This window comes from Dyadobacter sp. HNCC25DJ186 (genome assembly GCF_056895235.1).
This window is the reverse complement of the sequence record NZ_JBXHAS010000002.1, coordinates 248,986-270,610: the sequence shown is the minus strand read 5'-3', so window position 1 is coordinate 270,610 and position 21,625 is coordinate 248,986. Positions and strand designations below refer to the sequence as shown.

The 21,625-nt window shown below is 40.1% G+C and carries 20 protein-coding genes and 1 pseudogene; 5 read left to right on the top strand and 16 right to left on the bottom strand.

Annotated features, from left to right (window positions below; all coding sequences use genetic code 11):
- Positions 1–48 precede the first annotated feature (48 nt).
- Together AC1XUO_RS06045 and AC1XUO_RS06040 are read right to left on the bottom strand one after the other, a co-directional pair.
- Entirely contained in the window at positions 49–576 is a 528-nt protein-coding gene (locus AC1XUO_RS06045) for a DUF421 domain-containing protein (protein WP_483328871.1), read from the bottom strand.
- Positions 577–612: 36 nt separating this feature from the next.
- Positions 613–1,044, bottom strand: coding sequence for a hypothetical protein (locus AC1XUO_RS06040; protein ID WP_483328870.1), 432 nt, complete (start codon positions 1,042–1,044; stop codon positions 613–615).
- A gap of 789 nt (positions 1,045–1,833) precedes the next feature.
- Between AC1XUO_RS06040 and AC1XUO_RS06035 the strand changes: the two genes are divergently transcribed.
- Positions 1,834–2,655, top strand: coding sequence for a carbonic anhydrase (locus AC1XUO_RS06035; RefSeq protein WP_483328869.1), 822 nt, complete (start codon positions 1,834–1,836; stop codon positions 2,653–2,655).
- Positions 2,656–2,660: 5 nt separating this feature from the next.
- A complete protein-coding gene (locus AC1XUO_RS06030) occupies positions 2,661–4,826 on the top strand; it encodes a cation:proton antiporter (protein WP_483328868.1) in 2,166 nt (721 codons plus the stop codon).
- Positions 4,827–5,001: 175 nt separating this feature from the next.
- On the opposite strand, the gene AC1XUO_RS06025 is transcribed toward AC1XUO_RS06030, so the two are convergent.
- From AC1XUO_RS06025 to AC1XUO_RS05960, 14 genes and pseudogenes are all read right to left on the bottom strand, one after another.
- Complete coding sequence (locus AC1XUO_RS06025; RefSeq protein ID WP_483328867.1) at positions 5,002–5,679, bottom strand: potassium channel family protein; 678 nt, start codon at positions 5,677–5,679, stop codon at positions 5,002–5,004.
- A 10-nt stretch (positions 5,680–5,689) separates the two neighbouring features.
- Positions 5,690–7,459 (bottom strand): TrkH family potassium uptake protein, encoded by a 1,770-nt coding sequence (locus AC1XUO_RS06020; RefSeq protein ID WP_483328866.1) that lies wholly within the window; start codon positions 7,457–7,459, stop codon positions 5,690–5,692.
- A gap of 173 nt (positions 7,460–7,632) precedes the next feature.
- Positions 7,633–7,812, bottom strand: a complete 180-nt coding sequence (locus AC1XUO_RS06015) for a hypothetical protein (RefSeq protein ID WP_483328865.1) — start codon at positions 7,810–7,812, stop codon at positions 7,633–7,635.
- 190 nt (positions 7,813–8,002) lie between these two features.
- Positions 8,003–8,695 carry a hypothetical protein gene (locus tag AC1XUO_RS06010; protein WP_483328864.1) on the bottom strand — a complete coding sequence of 231 codons (693 nt, stop codon included), beginning with the start codon at positions 8,693–8,695 and terminating at the stop codon, positions 8,003–8,005.
- 175 nt (positions 8,696–8,870) lie between these two features.
- A complete protein-coding gene (locus tag AC1XUO_RS06005) occupies positions 8,871–9,107 on the bottom strand; it encodes a hypothetical protein (protein WP_483328863.1) in 237 nt (78 codons plus the stop codon).
- 178 nt (positions 9,108–9,285) lie between these two features.
- The gene (locus AC1XUO_RS06000) at positions 9,286–9,597 is read right to left on the bottom strand and encodes a protealysin inhibitor emfourin (protein ID WP_483328862.1); all 312 of its coding nucleotides are present in this window, start codon (positions 9,595–9,597) and stop codon (positions 9,286–9,288) included.
- Between the two features lie 118 nt (positions 9,598–9,715).
- Positions 9,716–10,801, bottom strand: a complete 1,086-nt coding sequence (locus tag AC1XUO_RS05995; RefSeq protein WP_483328861.1) for a M4 family metallopeptidase — start codon at positions 10,799–10,801, stop codon at positions 9,716–9,718.
- A gap of 103 nt (positions 10,802–10,904) precedes the next feature.
- Positions 10,905–11,468, bottom strand: a complete 564-nt coding sequence (locus AC1XUO_RS05990) for a hypothetical protein (protein WP_483328860.1) — start codon at positions 11,466–11,468, stop codon at positions 10,905–10,907.
- Between the two features lie 1,219 nt (positions 11,469–12,687).
- Positions 12,688–13,122 (bottom strand): hypothetical protein, encoded by a 435-nt coding sequence (locus AC1XUO_RS05985; RefSeq protein WP_483328859.1) that lies wholly within the window; start codon positions 13,120–13,122, stop codon positions 12,688–12,690.
- An 18-nt stretch (positions 13,123–13,140) separates the two neighbouring features.
- A complete protein-coding gene (locus AC1XUO_RS05980) occupies positions 13,141–13,899 on the bottom strand; it encodes a hypothetical protein (RefSeq protein WP_483328858.1) in 759 nt (252 codons plus the stop codon).
- A gap of 530 nt (positions 13,900–14,429) precedes the next feature.
- Positions 14,430–15,065 (bottom strand): response regulator, encoded by a 636-nt coding sequence (locus tag AC1XUO_RS05975; protein WP_483328857.1) that lies wholly within the window; start codon positions 15,063–15,065, stop codon positions 14,430–14,432.
- Positions 15,066–15,182: 117 nt separating this feature from the next.
- The gene (locus tag AC1XUO_RS05970) at positions 15,183–16,181 is read right to left on the bottom strand and encodes an ATP-binding protein (RefSeq protein ID WP_483328856.1); all 999 of its coding nucleotides are present in this window, start codon (positions 16,179–16,181) and stop codon (positions 15,183–15,185) included.
- A 1,068-nt stretch (positions 16,182–17,249) separates the two neighbouring features.
- Entirely contained in the window at positions 17,250–17,651 is a 402-nt protein-coding gene (locus AC1XUO_RS05965) for a VOC family protein (protein WP_483328855.1), read from the bottom strand.
- 281 nt (positions 17,652–17,932) lie between these two features.
- A pseudogene (locus tag AC1XUO_RS05960) lies at positions 17,933–18,810 on the bottom strand (MFS transporter).
- Positions 18,811–19,181: 371 nt separating this feature from the next.
- Here AC1XUO_RS05960 and AC1XUO_RS05955 point away from each other — a divergent pair.
- The 3 genes from AC1XUO_RS05955 (at position 19,182) to AC1XUO_RS05945 (ending at position 21,604) form a co-directional block, all read left to right on the top strand.
- Positions 19,182–19,997 (top strand): universal stress protein, encoded by an 816-nt coding sequence (locus tag AC1XUO_RS05955; RefSeq protein ID WP_483328854.1) that lies wholly within the window; start codon positions 19,182–19,184, stop codon positions 19,995–19,997.
- Positions 19,998–20,163: 166 nt separating this feature from the next.
- Positions 20,164–20,574 carry a hypothetical protein gene (locus tag AC1XUO_RS05950; protein ID WP_483328853.1) on the top strand — a complete coding sequence of 137 codons (411 nt, stop codon included), beginning with the start codon at positions 20,164–20,166 and terminating at the stop codon, positions 20,572–20,574.
- Between the two features lie 190 nt (positions 20,575–20,764).
- Complete coding sequence (locus tag AC1XUO_RS05945) at positions 20,765–21,604, top strand: universal stress protein (RefSeq protein ID WP_483328852.1); 840 nt, start codon at positions 20,765–20,767, stop codon at positions 21,602–21,604.
- The last annotated feature ends 21 nt before the right edge of the window (positions 21,605–21,625 follow it).

Genomic DNA, 21,625 nt, shown 5'->3' with positions numbered 1-21,625 from the left:
AGTACTTGAATATGACAAAGTCACTTTTTCCGAAAAATAGTCATTATCTCAAATTATAACATGTTTTACATTTGATAAGGGTGAATCCTTGTCTGACAAGCTGCCCTGTCTGACTACGGTAAATTTCCCGTTAGACTCCATCACGACAGCTTCAATATCAGAAATAGAAGTGACTCCTTCCCCTCTCAACACTGATCGGATCTCGTCCTCTGTGACTCTTTCTTTTTTTAATGCTTCATCCAGAAACTTTCCTTTAAAAAAAACCAGTGTAGGCTCCGAACTGATCAATCTGGAGAATGTCTTGGAATTTACAGATGCTGTGGCAAGCAAATATTGAAGGAAAATCAGCAGTGCCAATGCCAGTGTGCCGTCGGCCAGTGCTACGTCTTTATTCAACAAAACCGTTGCCAGTGTCGAGCCGAGTGCCACGGTCAAAATAAAATCAAATTCCTTCATCTGGGAAAGGGTCCTCTTCCCGGAAGTCCTCAACATGACCACTAGTGAAAAATAGGCAAGGATACAAATTATAAATGTGCGTAGCAAGCTATCCCAAGTACTAAAAAATATCTGATCCATAACAGCTAATGTTTTTTCATTGTAAATATCAACCAATTAATCAGTTGTTAGCACTACCTGACCTTCCGGATATCCGATATCACCAGCCCTTTCTGCCGTGATAAAAAAGCCCCTTGGCTCAAATGTGGTAACCGTTTCCAGATCACTTTTTAGCTCTTTAGAGAATAAGCCGCTGGATGATTTGAGTTGACCAAGATTTTTCAGACCATTCCGCTCAGTTTTTGCCCAAACCACGTAAGTGTTTCTGGATTCCACAAGCCTGTCAGGCGGTGAAAGATGACGAACCGAGAGGTCGATTGCATAGTTTTCATTTTTATCCTTTTTGTATTTCACTGTTCCCTGAGCCGCAGGCACAATTGCCGATTCTTTAAAAGAGAGTTTTCGTGAACATGCAGATATGCCAGACACCATCAACAAGATTGAAAAACTAAGTATTAGATTTCTTATATCAAAAGAGCGATTCGTCATTTTTAATTATTAAGTGGTTATTGATTGTTTAGCTTATTGAATGCGAACTTTACAAATCAGCTTTTGCCTTTTGTCCCAGTTTCAATGCGCGTTGTACAAGCCTCGCTATCTCATTTAGATGTCAAATGACTCTTAAACATCGGGGTTGGATACGTTTGCTTATAAAACCGATTCTGCTGGTGAAGTCTTAGGCCCATTCAATTGTTTCATATCCACCCCCACCGATATCGTTCCAAGGCTTATTTTATACATACTGAAAGATTAACCTGGGAACAATTTTCTCATTAAGGGCTAAAAATTGGATGATGTGGAAATACTTTCCGGAACGGGTTAATTGGTAAAAGCACCTCAGGGCAATTCTCGCAAAGCATATTTTCCCGATGAAAATTGTGAAGTTGTCAATATATTTAATCCCGGCATTTGCAAAAAATCAGTAGCTGACAAATCATCTAAAAGACTTCCTCTCAACGCTCAGATCTTCGGTAAAAATTGTAGCAGCAACCACAAAAAATAATTCACAAATTAAAGAAGGAGAGAAAATGGGTACCAAAAGTTTCTTTTTCTGACCTGAGTCAAAGTCGGTCACAAATAAGAGCATGATTTTTTGATAACAGTGACTATAACCAACCCTGAATAACCATAAGTTAAACTACGCAAGGAAGCGTTTTTCCGTACACTTGATGACCAGTTAATTAAATTATTTCACAGTATTATTAAATTTTAGCTTTTAATTAGTCGAAAAAATTTACTATTATGGTGAACAATACTTCAATAAATACTAAAAAAAATATGGTACAATCTGCAAAAAAGAGCCTTTATGCAATCATTATACCTGTCTTAATAATGGGACTGGCCTGCTGTAAGTCTTCCAGCGATAAAACGGCAGAAACACCTGATAGTACCGCGATAACTGCTGCGGACACCGCTGTCGGGACAATCGGAAAAGATTCTTCAAGACTGAATTTTGAAATGGTCATCGACTCTATTTATCAGAAAACGCCTAAAAAAGTTTTTCAGGCGTTGATGACAGGTCATAACCGATTTAAAAATGACTCCTCATTTGTTTATAATTCCAAAAAAAATATTCCGGATAGTCTCGCCCGTATAAAACCGTTTCTGGTACTGACGGACATCGATCTGGGGCTGTCGGTTGAAAAGATATTTGATCTGCGGCGTTCGATGTTTATGCAGTTGGCAAGCCCGGCTTGCCTGGTTGACCCAAAACAGATCGCAGTGATGGAATATGCGCTAAATTACAGTGGCACCAAAGTAATTCTGGTGCTGTCGAACAGCAGCAGCCGGATTATAGGTGCGGCAGTAGACAATGTGCAGACTGCCAACTTCCCAAGCATCGTCAGCGATCTTTCGCAGGCAACAAAAACTGCCCCTGAATTTGCAGACAGGTCTTCTGCAAACAAAAGTTTTGTAGATAACATCGCCCAACGGCAAGCACAACTTACAGTCGAAAAAATACTTCAAAGCAGTCCACAGGTAAAAATGTTGGCTGACAGCGGCAAAGTCATTCTAAAGAGTGCATTTTACGATGCAGGCAAACGCTCATTGACCATCCTGGATCGTGAAGTTACACTAAACCCATCCGCTAAAAAATAGACCTTATGGCCATATTATTAAATGCAGAAAGTATGTTCGAGCTGCCGCTTAGCAATCCGGTACTGATATTTTCGCTCGTGCTTTTCATTATCTTGTTCGTTCCCTTGCTACTCAACAAAATTAAAGTTCCCTATGTCATCGGGCTCATTCTGGCCGGTGTGGCGGTTGGTGAACATGGAGCAAATCTGCTCAGACGGGACAGCAGTATTGTTCTTTTTGGCACCGTGGGTTTAATCTACATCATGTTTTTGGCGGCGCTGGAAATTGACATGAAAGAATTTAAGAAGAACAGTTCCAAAAGTCTGATCTTTGGGGTTTTTACTTTTGCACTGCCTATGCTGATCGCAGCCCCTGCTGCAAGGTACTTATTGGAGTTTAGCTGGATTTCAAGTATTCTGTTTGCCAGTATGCTGGCATCCCATACGCTTATTGCTTATCCTGTTGCGGCCAGGTTCAATGTTCATAAAACAAAAGCAGCCATTATCGCCGTTGGAGGGACAATCATTACAGATATTCTTTCCCTGCTCGTCTTAGCCGTTATTGCCAAAATGAGCCAGGGCGAGATCAACCAGGCCTTTTGGATACAGCTCATTGTATCGGTCATTGTGTTTGCATTAATCGTCTGGTTTATCTTTCCAATTATCGCGAGATGGTTCTTCAAGCATTTCGATGACAGTATCGCGCAATATACCTTTGTGCTGGCAATGGTTTTCCTTGGATCTTTTTTGGCAGAACTGGCAGGCATAGAACCAATCATCGGCGCATTCCTTTCGGGATTGGCGTTAAACAGGTTAATCCCTCATCATTCCCCTTTAATGAACAGGATAGATTTTGTGGGCAATGCACTTTTTATCCCATTCTTTTTAATAGGTGTAGGCATGTTGGTCGATATTAAGGTGTTATTCAAAAGTGCCGAATCATTAAAGGTCGCCGGCATTATGACCATTGCAGCATTGGGATCTAAATGGCTGGCAGCACTCCTTACGCAGAAGACATTTAAAATGAGCGGCGATGAGCGTACATTGATCTACGGGCTGAGCACGGCACGTGCGGCTGCCACGCTAGCCACGGTTTTAGTTGGTTATAATATCATCATTGGTCAGGATGCATTGGGTGAGCCTATCCGGTTATTAAATGAGGATGTACTTAATGGCTGTTTAATTATGATTTTGATCACCTGTACAATCGCCTCTATTGAAACCAGCAGGGCCTCAGTGAAGCTAGCCCGAAAACTCAACGAGGGTGCAAGTCAGACCACAAGTCAGGATACCAGGAACATTCTGATCGCAGCCTCGAAGGAAGATACGATCGATCCTATGATTGAACTTGCGCTGCTGATGCAGCCAAGAAAAGATGAACAGAATATATTTGTCCTGTCCGTTATAAGTTCCGAAACGGCTGACCGCGAGTCTGAAGAACGGAGGCTGAGAAAATATCAGGACAGAATGGTGGTTACAGCCGCTGCAACGGATGTGATCGTATCACCGCTGATCCGTTATGATGTTAGTTATGTTTCCGGAATTCAGCATACACTTGAAGAAAAAAGGATACACGAAGTTATCATCGGGCAGCAAAAAGATGAGAAAAATCCTGGTTCGGTGACAGGATTAAAATCTCAGAAACTGCTGGCGAGATGTCCTCAGATTGTCTATTTGATCCATGGCATGCAACCACTCAGCACGATTGGAAAAATCACCGTCGTGTGTTCTGACCGGGTGGAGCTTGAAGCCTCATTCCCGGTATTAATTGAACGCATATCGACCATCGGAAAACAATTGAACTGTGATGTTCATTATTATAGTACTGAAAGCACCCTCGCTTCCATCAAAGCATATAATCAGGCAAATAAGGGCCCGGGAGCTCAGTTTACGCTTTTTGATAACTGGGATGATTTCCTGATCCTTTCGAGGGACGTTCGTACAGAAGATCTGTTTGTTGTTATCTGTGCCCGGCCTGGAAATATAAGTTACCATCCTGCCCTGGCGGAAATTCCACGTCACCTGGCCAAATATTTTAATGAGTATAATTACCTGCTGATGTACCCGGATCTTCAGGCTGACTTTTCACTCCAAACCAGCCAGACGGAAAAGACTGGCGAAATATTCCAAAAAGGAATAAATCAACTCGGAAAAACGGGTGATAAGTTCATTCGAAACATTCTAAAACCTTGAAAAGGATAGGCAGTTCGAATATCCAGTTCTGACAATTATGTAATCTGAGGATCATCCAACTTTTAATGCATGGTCAATGAAACTTTTTCCAACGATAGCGACAGACTATCGTTGGAAATCAGTGAGAAGGATCTTCATCAATCCTGCTGGTAAGCGCCTGAAGTCTGACCCAGACTTAGTGCATGAGCTTTTCAATATCTTTCAATTCCCCAAACAGGACCAGAACTTCATTTTCCTGCATGATTGTGTTAGGGGTAGCGATACCTGATGCTTTTTTAAAGATCCGGGCAAGACCGTTTTCCGAACCTTTTGACATTGTTAAAACCGTTAACACAATCACATTATACCGATTGGTGAGGTCTGCCTGGGCGAGGCTCATCCCCACATAACGCGCCGGGACGCGTGTTTCGATAATGCTGTATTTTTCCGACACTTTGAATGAATCAACAATACCTGAATTATCCAGGCGCATTGCAAGTCTTTCAGCTGATTCAGCTTCGGGAAGGATGTATTCCTCAATTTGCATTGCCTCCAAAACCGTTTTTTGAAGATCTGAAACGACCCGCCCAATGATTTTACTCACACCGAGCTGTTTAAGTAGTGCTGTTGCCAAAAGCGATGCACCTTCATCTTCACCAATCGCAACAATTACCGAGTTTGCATCTTTTAGCGGGAGTGAACTCACGGCATTCTTATCTGTACAGTCCATGCAGACCGTATGCGTAATCTGGTTCTTTAACTGTTCCACTTTCTGCATATTTTTATCCACCCCTATGGTTTCGTGACCCAATTCAGTCAGCCGAATGGCGAGGGATTTCCCAAAACTTCCAAGTCCAAATATGATATACTTCATAATCAATAATTTAAAAAATAATTTCTTCACCGGGAAGCTGATAGTCTTTTGGTTTTGCTTTTTTAACGAAAGCTACCAGCAACGTCAACGACCCTACCCTCCCGACAAACATAGTCAAAATAATCACTAATCGGCCGGCGTTGCTAAGTTGGGGTGTAACTCCTAAGGTAAGGCCTGTTGTGCTATATGCTGAAAAGGCTTCAAAGGCAAGTGATATCAACTTTTTGTCAGGGTCTGTTACCGATAACATGAAAATAGCCAGTCCCAAAAAAATCAGGGATAAGGAAATAATTCCCAATGCCTTGGCTATTGAATTGCTCGGAATTTTTCTTCCAAAAACTTCAGTTCGGTCTTTCCCGCGGGCCAATGTCAGGATGTTCAATGTTGCCAACGCAAATGTTGTCACCTTAATACCTCCGCCCGTTGAACCGGGAGCGGCCCCAATCCACATGAGCAAAAAGATCACCATCACTGTCGGGAAAGCCAGCTCCTGCATGACAACGGTGTTGAATCCGGCCGTTCGTGGGCTCGTGCCAATAAATAAGGCGGTAACAAACTTTCCATAATAACTTTTATCTGCCAGCAACGTGTGGTTAAATTCCAGAACAAAGACCAGGAGAGATCCAAAGAAAATCAGAAAAAAACTGGTGTAAGCGATAATTTTGGAATTGAAGGCTATTACGCGTGCCCTGTAAATAAAATGCCGGCGATACCTTATTTTATGATAAAAATTGAGAGCCCATCGGCTGATGAATTCGTAGGAATTAAAAATAATGCCAAAACCAAGTCCGCCCATAACATAAATCAGGATCAGTGAAAGATGCAGCTCATAATTAAAGCGTACAGCAGCATTATTTAATCCATCAGGCAACGTAGAAAACCCGGCATTGCAAAATGCAGTTACCGAGTGAAATATTGTAAAATAAAGCTGCTCGCCACGGTTTTCAAACTGATCAGGATCCAGGCTTAGATATATGAACACCCCTCCCAGTATTTCAAAAAAGAAAGTAACCAGTATTATCTTGTATAAGGTCGAAATGACAGAGCTAACTTTGCTCTCACCTATCAGTTCCGTAAACATCAACTGATTTTTATACGAAAAACCACCCGAAAAGAAATAGCCAAAAAAGCCTGTAAATGTCATGATCCCCAGCCCGCCGATCTGAACAAGTATGAGCAAAATGGTCTGCCCGAAGCGTGTAAATTCAGAGGCTATATCCACCACGGACAGACCGGTAATACAGACTGCACTCGTTGCCAGAAAAAGCGCATCCACAAAACTGAGCTGCTGATGGTGGGTCGTCTTCGGCAATAGTAATAATGCGGTGCCTATCAGGATCAATGCTAAAAAACTCAGTACAAAAAGCAATGTTGGATTGAAATAGAATTTATCAAAAAACAGCGTCTGCTTGGAGATTTCAATGATCAATATCGCAAAAATACCGACATACATCCATTCCGGTTTGACGAGCTGGGTGCCATCTATTGCGGAGAAATAATAACTGTCGGCGATGGTTACAGCAAGGAAATAAAAAAGCAGCATCGCTTCCCCAATCCGAGAGATGACAGAAGATTTGCTTTTAAATACAGTAATTGTCTTTAGAGCCAGTGCCAGTGCGAAAAAAAGAAAACACCATTCCAGTATACGATTGGTGAGTTCTTCAATCTCACGATTAGTATTATACCCCAGATGAAAAATAATCACCATCGAACATGTTACACTCATTGCGATCAAAAGCTGATCAAGCAATTTTCGAAAATATCTTACTTTTTCGTCCATCTAAAACGCATCATTTAGGACAAACATAAGGCTATTTACCGGAACGTAATTCAACCATTTTATAAAAGCTGTTTTGCAGGGCAGTATTACTGCCTTGTAACTGCTCAATTTTTTTATTCTATTATTTATTAAGAAAAAACTATAATTCTGTTAAAATCTCTGCTGTCACGCAACTAAAAATTCTCAACCTCCGCAACCTTGATATTTCCTTTGTTAGCATTGTTAGCATCCATATGCTTGATAACCGCCATTCCTACCCATCCGGATGTTTGGCCGTTTCGTGATGCGTCTGTAAAATATAAAATAAGGATTACAGGAGTTTGCGTTTTTCGATTTTTGGTCCGACATCTCATGCCAAATAATTTATTTGTTTCGCATGTTTGACATTAAAATCGATATTCTTTCGAAAATACCAGATATCATTCCATGCGTGACCTTGATGAACCCTATGTTTGCAGTTTTAATTGCTTTATGAATACAGTGAACGAAGGCATGAATACACACTCGCGGTATTGCGTTTGTTAGCAATATGCCATAATAACCTTATTTTGCTCCTCCTTTTACCCCTTCAATTACTAAAATATTTTTGAATGCCACATTCAATGCCTTCTGCCTTCGGTTAAGATAAACAAGTAATGAAACCGTAAAAAGTATAAGGCCGGTCCAGAAAAAAACAGAATTAGAAAATACAAATAGACTTAGTACTAAAACAACAATCATGCTTCTAAAAAATTTAGAGGTAGCTTCATATCTTTCTACTTCTGCGAACATTAGTGGATACTCCTCCATCATGAGTCGACGATAGCAATATTGAAAATCCGTAATGGGTTTATGGTCACAACTTCCTAAATGTTTTTGTTTCATCAGAACTACATGATTCATCATCTTGTAGGTATCCGCGAGATAAGGAAAAATCCATTTTGCCCACCATCTTATTTTTTTATAAGTTATCTGACAATCGGCTTCTTTTTTGTCGACAAGAGCATATTTATTTTTTAAGCAGTCAAATGCCTCATCCATATAGGTGCTTATGACATAAATGGCATAACCTATAAAATAAGCAGCCGCTACATAGCCAATACTATCTTTCCAGCCATCTCCAGCAGGGATAAGCAGTGATATGGCATCATGAATAGCCTTAATCTTGTTTAGAATTGTCAAACAAACTGCACCGGGCATTAGTACAGATAGTAATTCTAAGAGGTTTAGGTTAAGATTTTCTGTAAGTGATTTCATAATCAAGAAATTTAAGATTGATTGCCATTTTTCGCATCTCCCGTATTAATTTTTGTAACCTTCAATTAAGATAAATATCCCCAACCAAGTAATGTATATAAATTGTATAACCGCATCATTGGATCACCAAAGAATGTTCGATAAATTCAACAGTAAAGGTGAAAAGCAACAAACTTCATTCATCTAAATGTGGATCCGAGTAAGCCGGAAATTTGGGCAGATAGTTACATATCCATCCAATTATTTGCGGTTCCCCGGCATTTATCACATAAGTCTTGACTCCGGAAATAGTCACTTCTGCAAACCTTGATTTATCAATATTAAAACACCCAAATGCAATGGCTTCATTGGCATTTTTCCAGTCTTGCTCAGTAAAATTCGCTGTAATTTTCAAATTTTTGACAAGGATCATACTGGTGGGGATAGACGGGAATTTTCAGTGATGTGATCCATTAAAAATGTGGGCTTTTTTAAGCCACAATGTTGGAAAATTTAAAATGTATGTGAAAAAGTGAAGGCAAACAGTCTTTTGAAAATCTTTTCAGCCTATCAAATAACCAATGCCCCACACTTTTTGATGCAATCCAATACTACCGCATTTCCTTCTGTTTATTTTTAAGGTAATGCAAAAGATCTTGAATAGGTATATTTTGCTCATCATCCGCGATACTCAATTTTGAGTATGAATCATTATCTTCTATTTCGATGGTATATTTTTGTAAATCGGCCCCGATTTTCGTCTGTTCTTTTTCTGGAAGCGGATTTTCGAAATCGATTGCGGCTACAATGAGGGTCACCTTTTCAACCTCTTGTTTTGGCAACTTAGCGGTATCTATTTCCAGCTTTTTATTTAATCCGGGAAAGAAACCAAACCCTCCCTCAGTTTTAAATGATATTTTCATACGGTGACCACTTTTTAAATCCAAGAATTTAAATATCAGCAATTTATCAGATATTGTGAAAACATATTTGTGCCAGAAAATGTCTGATAAATATTCTGACCATCATAGGTATTTTATGCTAATTAGGCTCTATTCCAACTGTTTTCCAGGCACTTCTAACTTGATCCTCAACGTTGTATTGACGTGCGTGGATAATGGTCAATTGAGCAAATCGTTTAAATTTTGCGTTTGGTTTTAGCCTTGAATCCAGTAAGGTTTCATACCATATCCGGCCAGCCAGCTCCCAGGCCTTCCCACCAATATTTATCGCACTGTGATAAAATGCGTGATTGGGAATTCCGGAATTAATATGAACGCCGCCGTTGTCTTCAAACGTATTTACAAAATCCCTCATGTGTTTCGGTTGAGGATCTTTTCCTAATACCGGATGATGGTATGCTTTGCCCGGATCTTTAAGCGATCTTATTGCCTTGCTTTCTCCTAAAGTTCTGTCGTTTTTTACTTGATCACTTAACAATTCTGCACCGACAAGCCAATCGGCCTGATCAACATTCTGGTTTAATTTTTTTTGTTTCACCAACGAGCCAAAGACATCTGCAAAGGATTCGTTCAACGCACCTGACTGAAAGGAAAAAATCAATTGCGCCTCATCCTGTACTATACCATGAGTAAGTTCATGTGCAATCACATCAAGTGAAGAGGTGAATCGATTAAATAGTTCCATATCTCCGTCCCCAAAAACCATGCGTTGTCCATCCCAAAATGCGTTGGAATAGTCTTGCCCAAAGTGTACAATCCCTTCTAGTGGCAATCCTTCGTCATCGATAGAATTTCTGTTAAAAGTTTCCCAGAAAAAATCGTAGGTGTCACCTAAACCATCATATGCTTCATTTACTGCTTTATCACTAGATGGAGGACTTCCTTCTGAACGAATGATTGTTCCCGGAAAAGTTTGCTGATTATGAGCTGTCGCGATAGAACGCTGTTTATCTCCCCCAACTGTGAAGGAAGTAGGAAGGTTATGTTTTAAATCGGCATTGGAACGTTTTAACATGCGTAGATTTCGAAACGTATTGTCAATGCTGATAATATCAATTGCCATTTGACGCATTTTTAGCGAAGTCCCCTGGCTTGCAACATGTTGCAAAAGATAGGGCGGTAAAATGCAGAAGATGGAATGACGATGATGTTTGTTTGTACACATAGTTATAAGATGGATTAGTAAGTCCGGGATTTTAGGATTTCGTTGTATCAATAGAGAATTACCAGATCCGGAATATCTTTCGACATCCCGGATCTATTAAAAACTAATCGTCAGATTCACAGCTACAAACACTTTTGTCTTCCAAAATCGCTTGAAGCATTAACATTGTGCCGTATACGTTATTTGTATCGTCGACACTATCATCATCCGCCGAAGCACTTAAAAAGGATTGTTGTGCCTGAGGTAATACTGTTGGAACGGAGAAGGTGTGACTAAACGATTTACATTTCCAACCCCAAATCGGAACTTTAATACAAATCTTTACCGTAATTTTAAAGCTAAAGCTACTTCCGGTTCTGGTGAAGTTTGCAATCTTGACTTCGACCTTAAATAACCCGAACGGATTCCATGTGAAATTGATGTTGTTTGTAATCTTAAAGGATTTATTAACACCTCCAAATGGAGTGCTTGCCTGGAAAGTCAGAGTTAAAAACCCATTTACCACGTTAGCACCTATACAAAGCTTGCATCCCAAAAAACTGGGCGTACAAAATTGATTTGGAATAAAGCTATCAAATCCAGTGATGATTTGATTTTCTGCGATTGCGGGCAGTGCGGCAAGAAAGGAATTTTGACTTTCTGAGATGAATGAAACTTGTGCTGACATACTTGTGAAGTTTGTAATTTGGCACCTACTCTATTCAGGCTTTTCGGTATACGCCTTTACTGTAATTGGATAAATAGTTTATTCAACCAAATTGATAATCAGATTTTTGCGGCCGGATATATGGCAAATTCGGTTGTCTATGTTTCAGTGCGAAAGAAGAAGGGATATGATTGAAAAGGGCGAGTGGTCTTCCACAGGGCTTAGCTTCTGTTGCCCCGCCAAAGATGTTGTCGAAAATACCTTGCTTCATTTTGTTTTCTTCCGCGGTCGTCATTTTCTTAAGAGCTAAAAGTGGTAGACATAGAGTTTGTAAAGCGTTGATAATTTGATTGTGTACATGGCAAAATGGATTTATGTTTTTTTAAATGCCTGTTAACTAAAATGTAGTTGCCGACGGGACATATATGTTGTGCCCCAATTGCCCTATAAATTTCTTTATCAAAGTTCGTCACTCTTGTGCTGCTTGTAAATCACATAAACTGGTGATTTATAGCACAAAAAAAACCGAAGCAGAAAGCTCCGGTCTAATGAGGAAAATTGATATATGACTGGTTATCTCAGAAGTTTTATGCCTTTGTAGTAGCCATACATGAGGATTGCTTTTAGAAAGTTTCTGGGAATGTAAATAGAATACCAAATCTTAGCGCTTTTGGACGCGTAAGTTGCCTCAGCCAAAATACTATTTGATAAATCCAGGAAACACAAACAGAAAATAGTCCCCGTAAACCAAAAGTCAGAATTGAGTCGTAATTTTTTTGACAGAGTTCTTTGTCTAAATAATATAATCAAATTGTATAAGGAAAAAAACAACAGCAAAATAGTATTACTGTAAACACCAATTGCATTATATTTCAGGTATGCTGCCGAATCAATAGCCTGAAAAATTTCAAACCCAATAAATATCATAATGATCAAGATGCTTATTGTTTGAATTCTCATGTCGTGGTATTGGCCACTGAGGTACATCATCATCATTGAAAACTCAACAATAATATATACATAAGATATAAAAAGATTGTTGACGAGAATAATCGCGGTTATGGAGGATACGAGTTCTAGAAGAGCGACTACGCAGAAATTGATAGCTAAGAATAAATATCTCCCATCCCACATTCTTTTGTTCCTCACAGCCTTCCACGCGATGAAAAGAGTGAGGAGATTAATAGTCCAGCCGGAAATCCGGAATATAATAAGCGGAAACGAGAATTCCATATCCTAATCAATTGCTTGGAGGAGGCGTTTGTTGGGCAGTTCCGTCGGGGCCGGCAACAGGGGTTCCAGGCCCATTATCCAAAATTAGCGGCCCCTTTTCATCAAATTCTGGCCTTGAAGGAATGGGGAAGCCTAAATTAAGGTAAAGCTCCCCTTGAACTATTTCAGGAGTAGAACTACTATCACCCTTTCTGATAGACTGGTAATATTTCAGCTTTGGAGTACCTACTTGGGGATTATCCAGATCATTCACATAGGGAATAATTTCGATGGTGTTTTCTCCTCCACCCGTCTTCCCCGCCATAATAAAAACTCCATCTGGCTTATTACCTTCATATTCTTGAAATTCTGAAAGTTTTTTCAATTGGCCCAAAGACAAATAAATTCCAAAGTCAGGTTCATTTCTTAGCAAGACCCTTTGAAGTGCGTTTGATTGTTTCATCTTTTATTTTAGTTTAGATTATTTAATATATATATATGATGGAAAAGTAGGCAGCCTTGGAATTCTATTTGCAAACGCAACAATAGGATAGGCTATTCTATAGGTTTTATTCGGTTCTATTTCCTCAGCCAAATAAATTCCATTAACCTCACCGTATATCTTTATGACAGTATTAGGAAAGATCCCTTGATGTTTAAAACGTTCAAGGGCAATATTGGATAATTTTTGATATCTTATTTTTCCATTTTCAATGTTACCAATCATCCAACCATTACTTATAGTAGGGTTCGCATTTATTTTTTTTGAAACCGTAACTACCGAGCATAGTTCATTATGTGAAAAGATAGGAGCAATCTTTTCTTCAAACATACTTTTATTGAAATTTACACCGAATACAGTTATAGTATTATCGCTTTCATTTATCACTACATTGTCAAGGTCTAGATCGATTGTCTTGACCTGATAATAGTTGCCTGCGTTTAAATTCCCTCTATCTTCTTTCAATAACGGTAAACCACATATATTCAAAAAGTCCTCTTGTGTAGCACTCTCGATTTTCATTATTTTCTCCAAAAATCTATTAACTAACTGATTAAAATCTCCACTGGACAATGATTCGAAGCTTGTTATATAAGAATTTGTTTGAACGTCTATTAATGGCTCATTCGGCTCTCTGAAGTGGATCAATTCTTTTAAATCATGACTCCAAAATCTTTCATAGCTAAGAAAATATTCAGTACCAAGTGAAACTGGCCATGGATCCTTAACTCTGATCATATGTTGGTCGCCGATCGAACTCTCGGATTTGAGATTCGTAAGACCATCTAATAGGCTTACGTGGTATCTGTTCGCGCCGGGATATTTATTAGAAACGCCGACAAAAGGATACGAGTAGATTACAGGTGACACTGAATTTTCAGTAAATCTTGAGGAAAAAAATGGTAAACCTACGTTCCCTGCTATCCTATTTGTAACGGATGGAATATTTGCCGCCAGAGCAGTAATCACGTCCAATCCTTTCGAGGATGTGCCATTATGGCAATTATTAGTTCCTTGACTATCAATTAATCCCTCGCCTTGCAAGTCGACCTGTGTACCATCTTGTAACCTACAACATCCCGAATTATTATTTGAGACTGAACGATGAATAAAATAGCACTGACTTAGGGAATCATTTCCATTAATGTACTGAGACGACATAGCTAGACAGGCGGCCCAGCAAGATTCCGGGTATATTTGAGGTACTAAATATGCCTTTTGATTATTACAAGAATAAAACGTGAAAGTCATCATAACCAAAACCTTCTTCATATCAAATGCAGTTCAATCGCCTTAAGAATTGCTTCCGGGGCGGAGTTTACGTGTAGTTTTTCGTATATGTGTTTTACGTGTGTGCACACGGTGTTGATGCTGATGAAACACTTGTCAGCGATGAGTTTGTAGCTCATTCCTTTGATAAGGCAACCCAATACTTCCTTTTCTCTCGGTGTCAGGTCTATGTAGTTCGGTTGGTCCTTTACGAACTGGTTTTGGAACATTCTCAGCACTTTGGCCGCGATCGTTGGAGACAAATGTGAACCTCCCGCGTGCACTTCTTGTATGGCGTTCATATAATCATCAGGTTTGCTGTTTTTAAGTATATATCCCGAAGCACCGGAGCAAATGGCAGCGAAGATTTTATCGTCATCGTCATGTATGGTTTGCATCAGTACTTTGGTTTCAGGGTAGCTTTTTTTGATCAGTTTCAGCGCTTCGATTCCTGTCACGTATGGCATCTGGATATCCAGCAACACCACATCGGGCTTGTGTTTCCGTACAAGTGATACACTTTCACGTGCATCTGCGTAGGCTCCTAACAACCACATTCCTTCTGACGCCGCAATGAACAAAGACAGGCTTTCCCTGAAATTCGCATTGTCTTCAAACAACATTACCCTGATCATTTTTTAGCTATTAGCTGTTAGCTTGTGGCAATTGGCTTTTGCTGATTGTTTACTGCTAACTTGTTAGTTGTTTATTTCACCATCAAAATAAGTGACGTTGCTGATCAAAAGAAATCATCAATTCTGGTGATTTTGTATGCTGGTCTTGATCCTGATCGTTGTCCCTTGGCCTGGTTTTGATTCAACTTTCACTTTTGCTTCTCCGCTACGTGATCGGTGATTGTAATTTTTTAAACCGTTACCTTCGTACACCCGATAGGCGTCGAAGCCAATGCCATTGTCCTCCACTGAAATTTCAAGTGCTCCTTCAATTTCAGCCATCTTTACCAATACCTGATTCGCCTGGGAATGCTTGGCCGCATTGTTTATCGCCTCTTTGAAAATCAGATAAACATCGCGGCGCTGGTCGATGCTGAAATCAAATTTTATTTCAGGAATGGGTTGAAATGTAAGTGCAATATCCCTTGCAGCTAATATCTCAGAAGCGAAACTCTTCATTTTTTCAGCCAATTTCTCAAAGCTGTCATATTCCGGATTCAGTGCCCAAATTGTGTCATTTATTAACGATGCTGACTCCTGCGAATTCTTAGAAATTCTTTCAAGCAGAGGATTCATTTCGTTTTCTGACTTCGTCAGCGTTTTTCTTAATAGCTCAACAAAAAAAGTAATGCTGCTCAAATTTGCACCCACTTCGTCGTGCAGATCTGCCGCTATACGTTGCCTTATTTCCTGAACCTTCATGCGCTGTCGAAAATCGTACAAAAACCAGAAGTAGATGACAATGGATAAAAATGAAACGATTACAATCGCCACAAACAGCCAGAACCACCATTTCTCCCAGAAATCCTCTTTGATTTCAAACGGCACCACAAATTTTTCTACCGTTCTCCCGTTGTTGAGTATCCTTCCATAAAATTGGTATTCGCCACCGCTCAGATTGGTATATCTGGCGACAGGATAATTCGAAGTAATCTCGCGTTCTTCCAAACCTTCCAGTCTAAACGCATATTCACATTTTCGGTTTGTCGTGAAGACAATTACAATATCATGATATTCGGAATTGAATACCAGCTTGTCTTTCAGGGAACGTTTTTGACCATCTACGTATATGGACAAAGTTTGCGAACAAATGACTTGGCAACAGCAACAGTAAACAAGTGATAAAAGGAGCAAACGAAATCCATAAGTAATCATTTGGGAGTAAGTGTGTATATATCAAATCATTAAATTCTTAGAGCAATATACATTGACCTGCACCATTTGCAAAATCTAATTTGACTACCTATACAAAATTTCGAAGGAACTTTTATAATTCATTCGGTTCAAAAACTTAATCATTTACCTTTAAGTTTTTAGAATTAACGTGCCTATTTCCTGCTTCTTAATGCCAATCAAATTGCAGGTAGACATTCACAATGCCTTCAAGAAGTTTGTGAAATTCATTTTTTTAATAAAGATCCGAACGCAATATTAAAATCATTTTATGCGGAATAGTCAGGCTTTTATAACTGTACAGTCATCGGCTTTTATCCTCTTACCCGTTAGATGATATCAAAGTTAATAATTAGCAAAAACAAAATCGTAACCAAAAACTACGCATTGATATGAGTAAAATTACGTGATCTTATGACTAAAACGATTACCGTTATATTTGAGTACTAAAATTGCCAAGTTCACGACTGAAAGTAGCCAAAATCCTGATCACAAAACATACAGAGAATCCGATACCGATGAACCGCAGGTAGCGACTCAGGGCGTCTGAATTTCTGAACAATGAAAGAGAGTACTGCCAGTACACCTAACAGCGCTATTCCCGCGAGGTGCCAATAGAATGTAGACTTTAAGGTGGAATCTCTGAAACAAGGGTTATCCCTGCACCAAATTGCCTGTCATCTTTGAATTTATCTACAACCTCACCAGGAATGATTAGATAAAAATACGCCTTTCCTTTTTTCCAATTTTACAATAATTTGTTCATCTGCGAATACCTTCATCTATTTCGATTTCAAAGTGTGGTTTTACTAAAAACAATTCACGCAAGATCACATTGACAAACGCGCTTTCACCCATTGTGATACATCAATATTTGCAAAAAAATCATCCTTTTATAATCCAACTTGAAAGCAAGCGGTTTTCAGTTGGCGGGCTGAAATTGCCTTCGCGAGCATTTCGTCCGGACGAACTTCAAACGCCGAAGTTATTTTTTGCAATTAAATCCCATTGATTTCCGTACAAATCTGCAAAAACCAACACTTTACCATATTCTTCTTCCTTGGGATCCCGAATAATTTGAATCTGGTTAGCCAGAAGGTTCTTATAGTCCCTGTCAAAATCATCCGTATACAAAAACAGAAAAACCCTTCCGCCGGTCTGATTACCAATCCGGCTCATTTGCTCCTCTCCTACTGCCTTCGCCAGCAGCAGTCCGCATTCTGAAGATCCTGGCGGTGCAATGATTACCCACCGCTTTGTTTCAGATAAGCGGACGTCTTCAATCAAGATAAAATTAAGCTTTTCAGTGTAAAACTGAATCGCCTCATCATAGTCTCCAACGACCAATGTGATCTGCCCTATGTATTGTTTCATGAATTGGCAAGATTGAAATTTTCCGGCTTCAAATTAGTCTGACTGATTTTGTTGTTTTCAGGTTCCTCTTACTAATATAGGGAACTTAATTTATGAAATTTCATCTGCTTTTCATTTTGCTCGATACCTGGTATCCCAGGTGAACTGTGTTTTTCGTTCCGGCCTTAAACTTCCTTATTTCCCGCTCAATAACTTTTCGATTTCTTCCAGTGATTTCCCTTTCGTTTCAGGCACCCGTGCGCTGATGAAAAGAAAATAAACAAGACAGATCAACGCGTGTATCAAAATGTTACCGACAGTCCTAAGTACTTGTTCATGACCGGGAACAGCGAGGTAGTAAAAAAATTCGCGATCCATAAAGCCAGCGTTGCCACAGCCAATGCATTACCACGGATCTTGTTTAGAAAAATCTCCGACAATGCTACCCAGATTACGGGTCCCAGCGTGACCGAATAAATGGCAATGAAAGCTAGAACAAAAATCAGTACCCAAATGCCGGGTAGCTGAAAGTAAAAGGCAGCCGATAATGCAAGCGTATCAGCAAAATTTAACGTGATCTGTTCTGCCTCTGCTCTGGCATAACTTGCCCCTCCGATCCGAGCCAGAATTTGATCTACTTCCGGATTTCTCCCTTTACCAATGAGCCAGCGCGGACTTTCGGACACAAAAAACAAGCCAAAGAAGAATAACAAGGAAGGTGCTGATTGGGAAGAAAACATCCAGCGCCAGTTATTTTCACCAGTATTGAGCAATAGATAATTAGACAGATATGCCAATAAAATCCCGATCACGATGTACAGTTGGTAAAAGAATACCATCCTGCCACGCATGGCGGAAGGCGAAATTTCGGCCACGTACATAGGACAGACCAGCGCAGCCGCCCCAACAGCCACGCCGCTCAACATCCTGAACATGACAAAAAGCTGAAACGAGCCAGCCCAGCCGGTACCTGCGCCGGTTACTGCGAAAAGGACAGCACAAAGCATCAGAAGTTTTTTCGCCCCAGCGTATCACTCAACCTGCCTCCGATCACTGCGCCAATGGCGGCACCGAGATTAATGCAGCCCACAGCCCAGCCGGTTTCAAGTTCACTAAGTTGAAAATGATTTGCGAAAAAAGAAACTGTCCCGGAAATAATGACCAGGTCGAACCCGAACAATACGCCGCCCAAAGCCGCAATGGTGCTGATCAGGTAAACATCAACCCGGGCCCTACCGACAGCAACTATTGGGGCGACAGACAAGTACCAAAATAGAAGTTACTGAAGGCTGAAGACGTTGCACGGGTAATCATCTTCGTGGATATTGTAACGATAAGGTCCGGAACACACCTGCATGCGACAAGAATTACCGCAGCAAATTCAGGAACGTCCGTTGCGCCGATTATTTACAAGGCAGAAGTGCAAGCGCCCAGGTCGCGGGTATGACCAACGTCATTCCATTGAGAAGTTACAGTCATAAGAAGTGTTTTATCCTATCGCTAGATTTGCTTAGTTCTAAACAGTCGTTGTTCACGCTGATCATTCTGACGATGAAAACAATACTTTTGGCAACCGATTTTTCAAAGGCCGCCGACTCGGCTTCTGCGCAAGCTGCGCAGCTTACTGCTCTGCTCCATACTCGACTTATACTGGTTCATATATACCAGGACTCCATGAATATTTTTTCTTTGGATCCTCACACGACACGTATAAAAAAAAATAAAATAAGCTCCATCCGCAAACTATCCCGCCTTCGGGACAGGCTGCAAAACGCATATAACGGCCTTCTGGATATTTCTGTAATTGCAGAGGAAGGCCCTACCTTGGAAACCATAAACGAAGTTGCGATGCGGCACAGGGCTGATCTGATCATTATGGGTATCATGGGAGAAAAATCACCCGGAGCTCGTTATTTTGGCAGTCAGGCCACGGAAATGATTCTAAAAACAGCTATTCCATTACTACTGGTTCCACCAAATATAACCGTTACCCCTTTTAAAAACATGGTGGTAGCGATCGACCTCTCAAAACCCGTCGATGCAGGGGAACTCGATGAGGTAATTCTTTTTGCAGAACGATTTAAAGCGAAACCGGATATCGTTTGCATGAGCGAAAACCCAAAGGAATCATCCTTCCAAAAAGCGAGTGAACACATTAGGCATTTGATGATGAATTATCCGCATACGCTAACGATCGTGGAGGGACACGATTTGGTATCCATCCTCAGTGGATTTGAAAAAAGAACGGAAGCAGACTTGTTAGTTATTCTACCCAGGCCACATAATAAGCGTATCTTCTCTGTCCTGGAATCAGTTTCCGAGAAAATTGCAAGACAATCAACAATTCCGGTACTGGTAGTTGTTTAAAATCTCAATATCGATTTTTCATATTAATGTAAGGTTTCTCCTGCACAAAAAAGCTTGACAAGAAAAGAAAGTAATTGATCTATGTCGCGTTAAAGAAAACGCATCTTATCTGTTCAGTGGAGACAAGTCAATTTAACATCATTTAAACCGAAATAACATGCGTATCATGCAGATAAGGCGATATATAAGTGTAATTTTCTTTTGCCCGCTTATCCTTACAGGTTGTATTACAGATCACGATCTGGAAATTGTGCCCACTGTTCTTTTAACTCTCCCTTTTGAATATAAAAATCAAAACTTTGTATTTAGTATACAGGCTGAGCAACTTGGAAATCGGAAGGTCACTGAATATGGAATTGTATATACTGCCTATTACCGGGGTGTTGGTGATCACAATCTCTTTCCAACTGTGGAGGATCACGTGTTGCCTTTTGAGTCAGCTTTGGTTGAAGGGCTTAATCAGCAGGTATATTCCAAAGATTTTATCAACGGAAGATCATTTTTCTACTACCGGACATACGCAAAATTTGAAGACCGTTCCATTGTGTACGGAAACCGTTTAACATTTACAAATTAAAACAGACCGCCAACGGATTAATGTTTGCCAACCTATGGATTGTCGGAACGTTCAACGATACGTAACAATTCTGTTTTTAATCATATAAACCCATGTCCAAAATCATTCGCCGGTAGTGGCACTTCGTGTAACTTGAAGGTATTCCATAATTAAAATTTCAGGAATTCACCATTTTAGATATTTCCCGATCATGAAAAAAATAATCGTGGCCATTGATGGGTTGAAATTTTCGACCAGTGCCGTTGAATATGCCGTACAATTGACCAAAGAAGCCAGCGCGCATTTGGTAGGTATTTTTCTTGAAGATTTTACTTACCACAGTTACTCGCCTTACAACATTGCAGTCATTGACGGTCCGATCGAAGAAAACATTGGCAGGATGATCGATGAAGACAAGTCAACGCGGGAGCACTCTGTTAACATGTTTAAAGAAATCTGCCGTATATCGGGCATAAATTACTCTATTCACCGTGATAAAAACTTTGCCTTACCACAGTTGCTGCACGAAAGTATTTACGCAGATGTACTTGTTATTGACAAAAAAGAGAGTTTAACGCGTTACCAGCAAGACGTACCGTCGGACTTTATAAGACAATTGCTGGTTGATACTGAGTGCCCTGTCGTCATTGTCCCCTCTGAATTCGATCTGATTGAGAAAATAATTCTGCTGTATGATGGCGAACCTTCCTCCGTATACGCCGTAAAACAATTCAGCTATCTCTTCCCTGATCTGAAATTGCTGCCAACGGAAATACTTTCAGTCAGACATGAAAATCAAAACCTTCACCTGCCCGATAACCGCTTAATGAAAGAATTCATGAAAAGACACTACCCAGACGCGACTTATAAAATCCTGACGGGTGATCCTGAAACAGAGATCGTGCAATACTTGAAAAATAAACACCAGAATGAACTTGTCGTCCTGGGTGCATACAGGAGAAACACGATTTCCAGATGGTTTAAATCCAGTATGGCTGATGGACTGATGCAGCAGTTAAAGACTCCCCTATTTATTGCCCACACAAAATAACCAGTTCAAAATTCACATCAA

Excerpts from the sequence above, each read along its gene's own strand:
- AC1XUO_RS06030 (WP_483328868.1), top strand. The coding sequence starts at position 2,661 with ATGGCCATATTATTAAATGCAGAAAGTATGTTCGAGCTGCCGCTTAGC.
- AC1XUO_RS06015 (WP_483328865.1), bottom strand. The coding sequence starts at position 7,812 with ATGAGATGTCGGACCAAAAATCGAAAAACGCAAACTCCTGTAATCCTT.
- AC1XUO_RS06035 (WP_483328869.1), top strand. The coding sequence starts at position 1,834 with ATGGTACAATCTGCAAAAAAGAGCCTTTATGCAATCATTATACCTGTC.
- AC1XUO_RS06000 (WP_483328862.1), bottom strand. The coding sequence starts at position 9,597 with ATGAAAATATCATTTAAAACTGAGGGAGGGTTTGGTTTCTTTCCCGGA.
- AC1XUO_RS05985 (WP_483328859.1), bottom strand. The coding sequence starts at position 13,122 with ATGAAACAATCAAACGCACTTCAAAGGGTCTTGCTAAGAAATGAACCT.
- AC1XUO_RS05950 (WP_483328853.1), top strand. The coding sequence starts at position 20,164 with ATGCAGATAAGGCGATATATAAGTGTAATTTTCTTTTGCCCGCTTATC.
- AC1XUO_RS06025 (WP_483328867.1), bottom strand. The coding sequence starts at position 5,679 with ATGAAGTATATCATATTTGGACTTGGAAGTTTTGGGAAATCCCTCGCC.
- AC1XUO_RS06005 (WP_483328863.1), bottom strand. The coding sequence starts at position 9,107 with ATGATCCTTGTCAAAAATTTGAAAATTACAGCGAATTTTACTGAGCAA.
- AC1XUO_RS06045 (WP_483328871.1), bottom strand. The coding sequence starts at position 576 with ATGGATCAGATATTTTTTAGTACTTGGGATAGCTTGCTACGCACATTT.
- AC1XUO_RS05980 (WP_483328858.1), bottom strand. The coding sequence starts at position 13,899 with ATGATCAGAGTTAAGGATCCATGGCCAGTTTCACTTGGTACTGAATAT.
- AC1XUO_RS05995 (WP_483328861.1), bottom strand. The coding sequence starts at position 10,801 with ATGTGTACAAACAAACATCATCGTCATTCCATCTTCTGCATTTTACCG.
- AC1XUO_RS06010 (WP_483328864.1), bottom strand. The coding sequence starts at position 8,695 with ATGAAATCACTTACAGAAAATCTTAACCTAAACCTCTTAGAATTACTA.
- AC1XUO_RS05990 (WP_483328860.1), bottom strand. The coding sequence starts at position 11,468 with ATGTCAGCACAAGTTTCATTCATCTCAGAAAGTCAAAATTCCTTTCTT.
- AC1XUO_RS06040 (WP_483328870.1), bottom strand. The coding sequence starts at position 1,044 with ATGACGAATCGCTCTTTTGATATAAGAAATCTAATACTTAGTTTTTCA.
- AC1XUO_RS05945 (WP_483328852.1), top strand. The coding sequence starts at position 20,765 with ATGAAAAAAATAATCGTGGCCATTGATGGGTTGAAATTTTCGACCAGT.
- AC1XUO_RS06020 (WP_483328866.1), bottom strand. The coding sequence starts at position 7,459 with ATGGACGAAAAAGTAAGATATTTTCGAAAATTGCTTGATCAGCTTTTG.
- AC1XUO_RS05975 (WP_483328857.1), bottom strand. The coding sequence starts at position 15,065 with ATGATCAGGGTAATGTTGTTTGAAGACAATGCGAATTTCAGGGAAAGC.
- AC1XUO_RS05955 (WP_483328854.1), top strand. The coding sequence starts at position 19,182 with ATGAAAACAATACTTTTGGCAACCGATTTTTCAAAGGCCGCCGACTCG.
- AC1XUO_RS05965 (WP_483328855.1), bottom strand. The coding sequence starts at position 17,651 with ATGAAACAATACATAGGGCAGATCACATTGGTCGTTGGAGACTATGAT.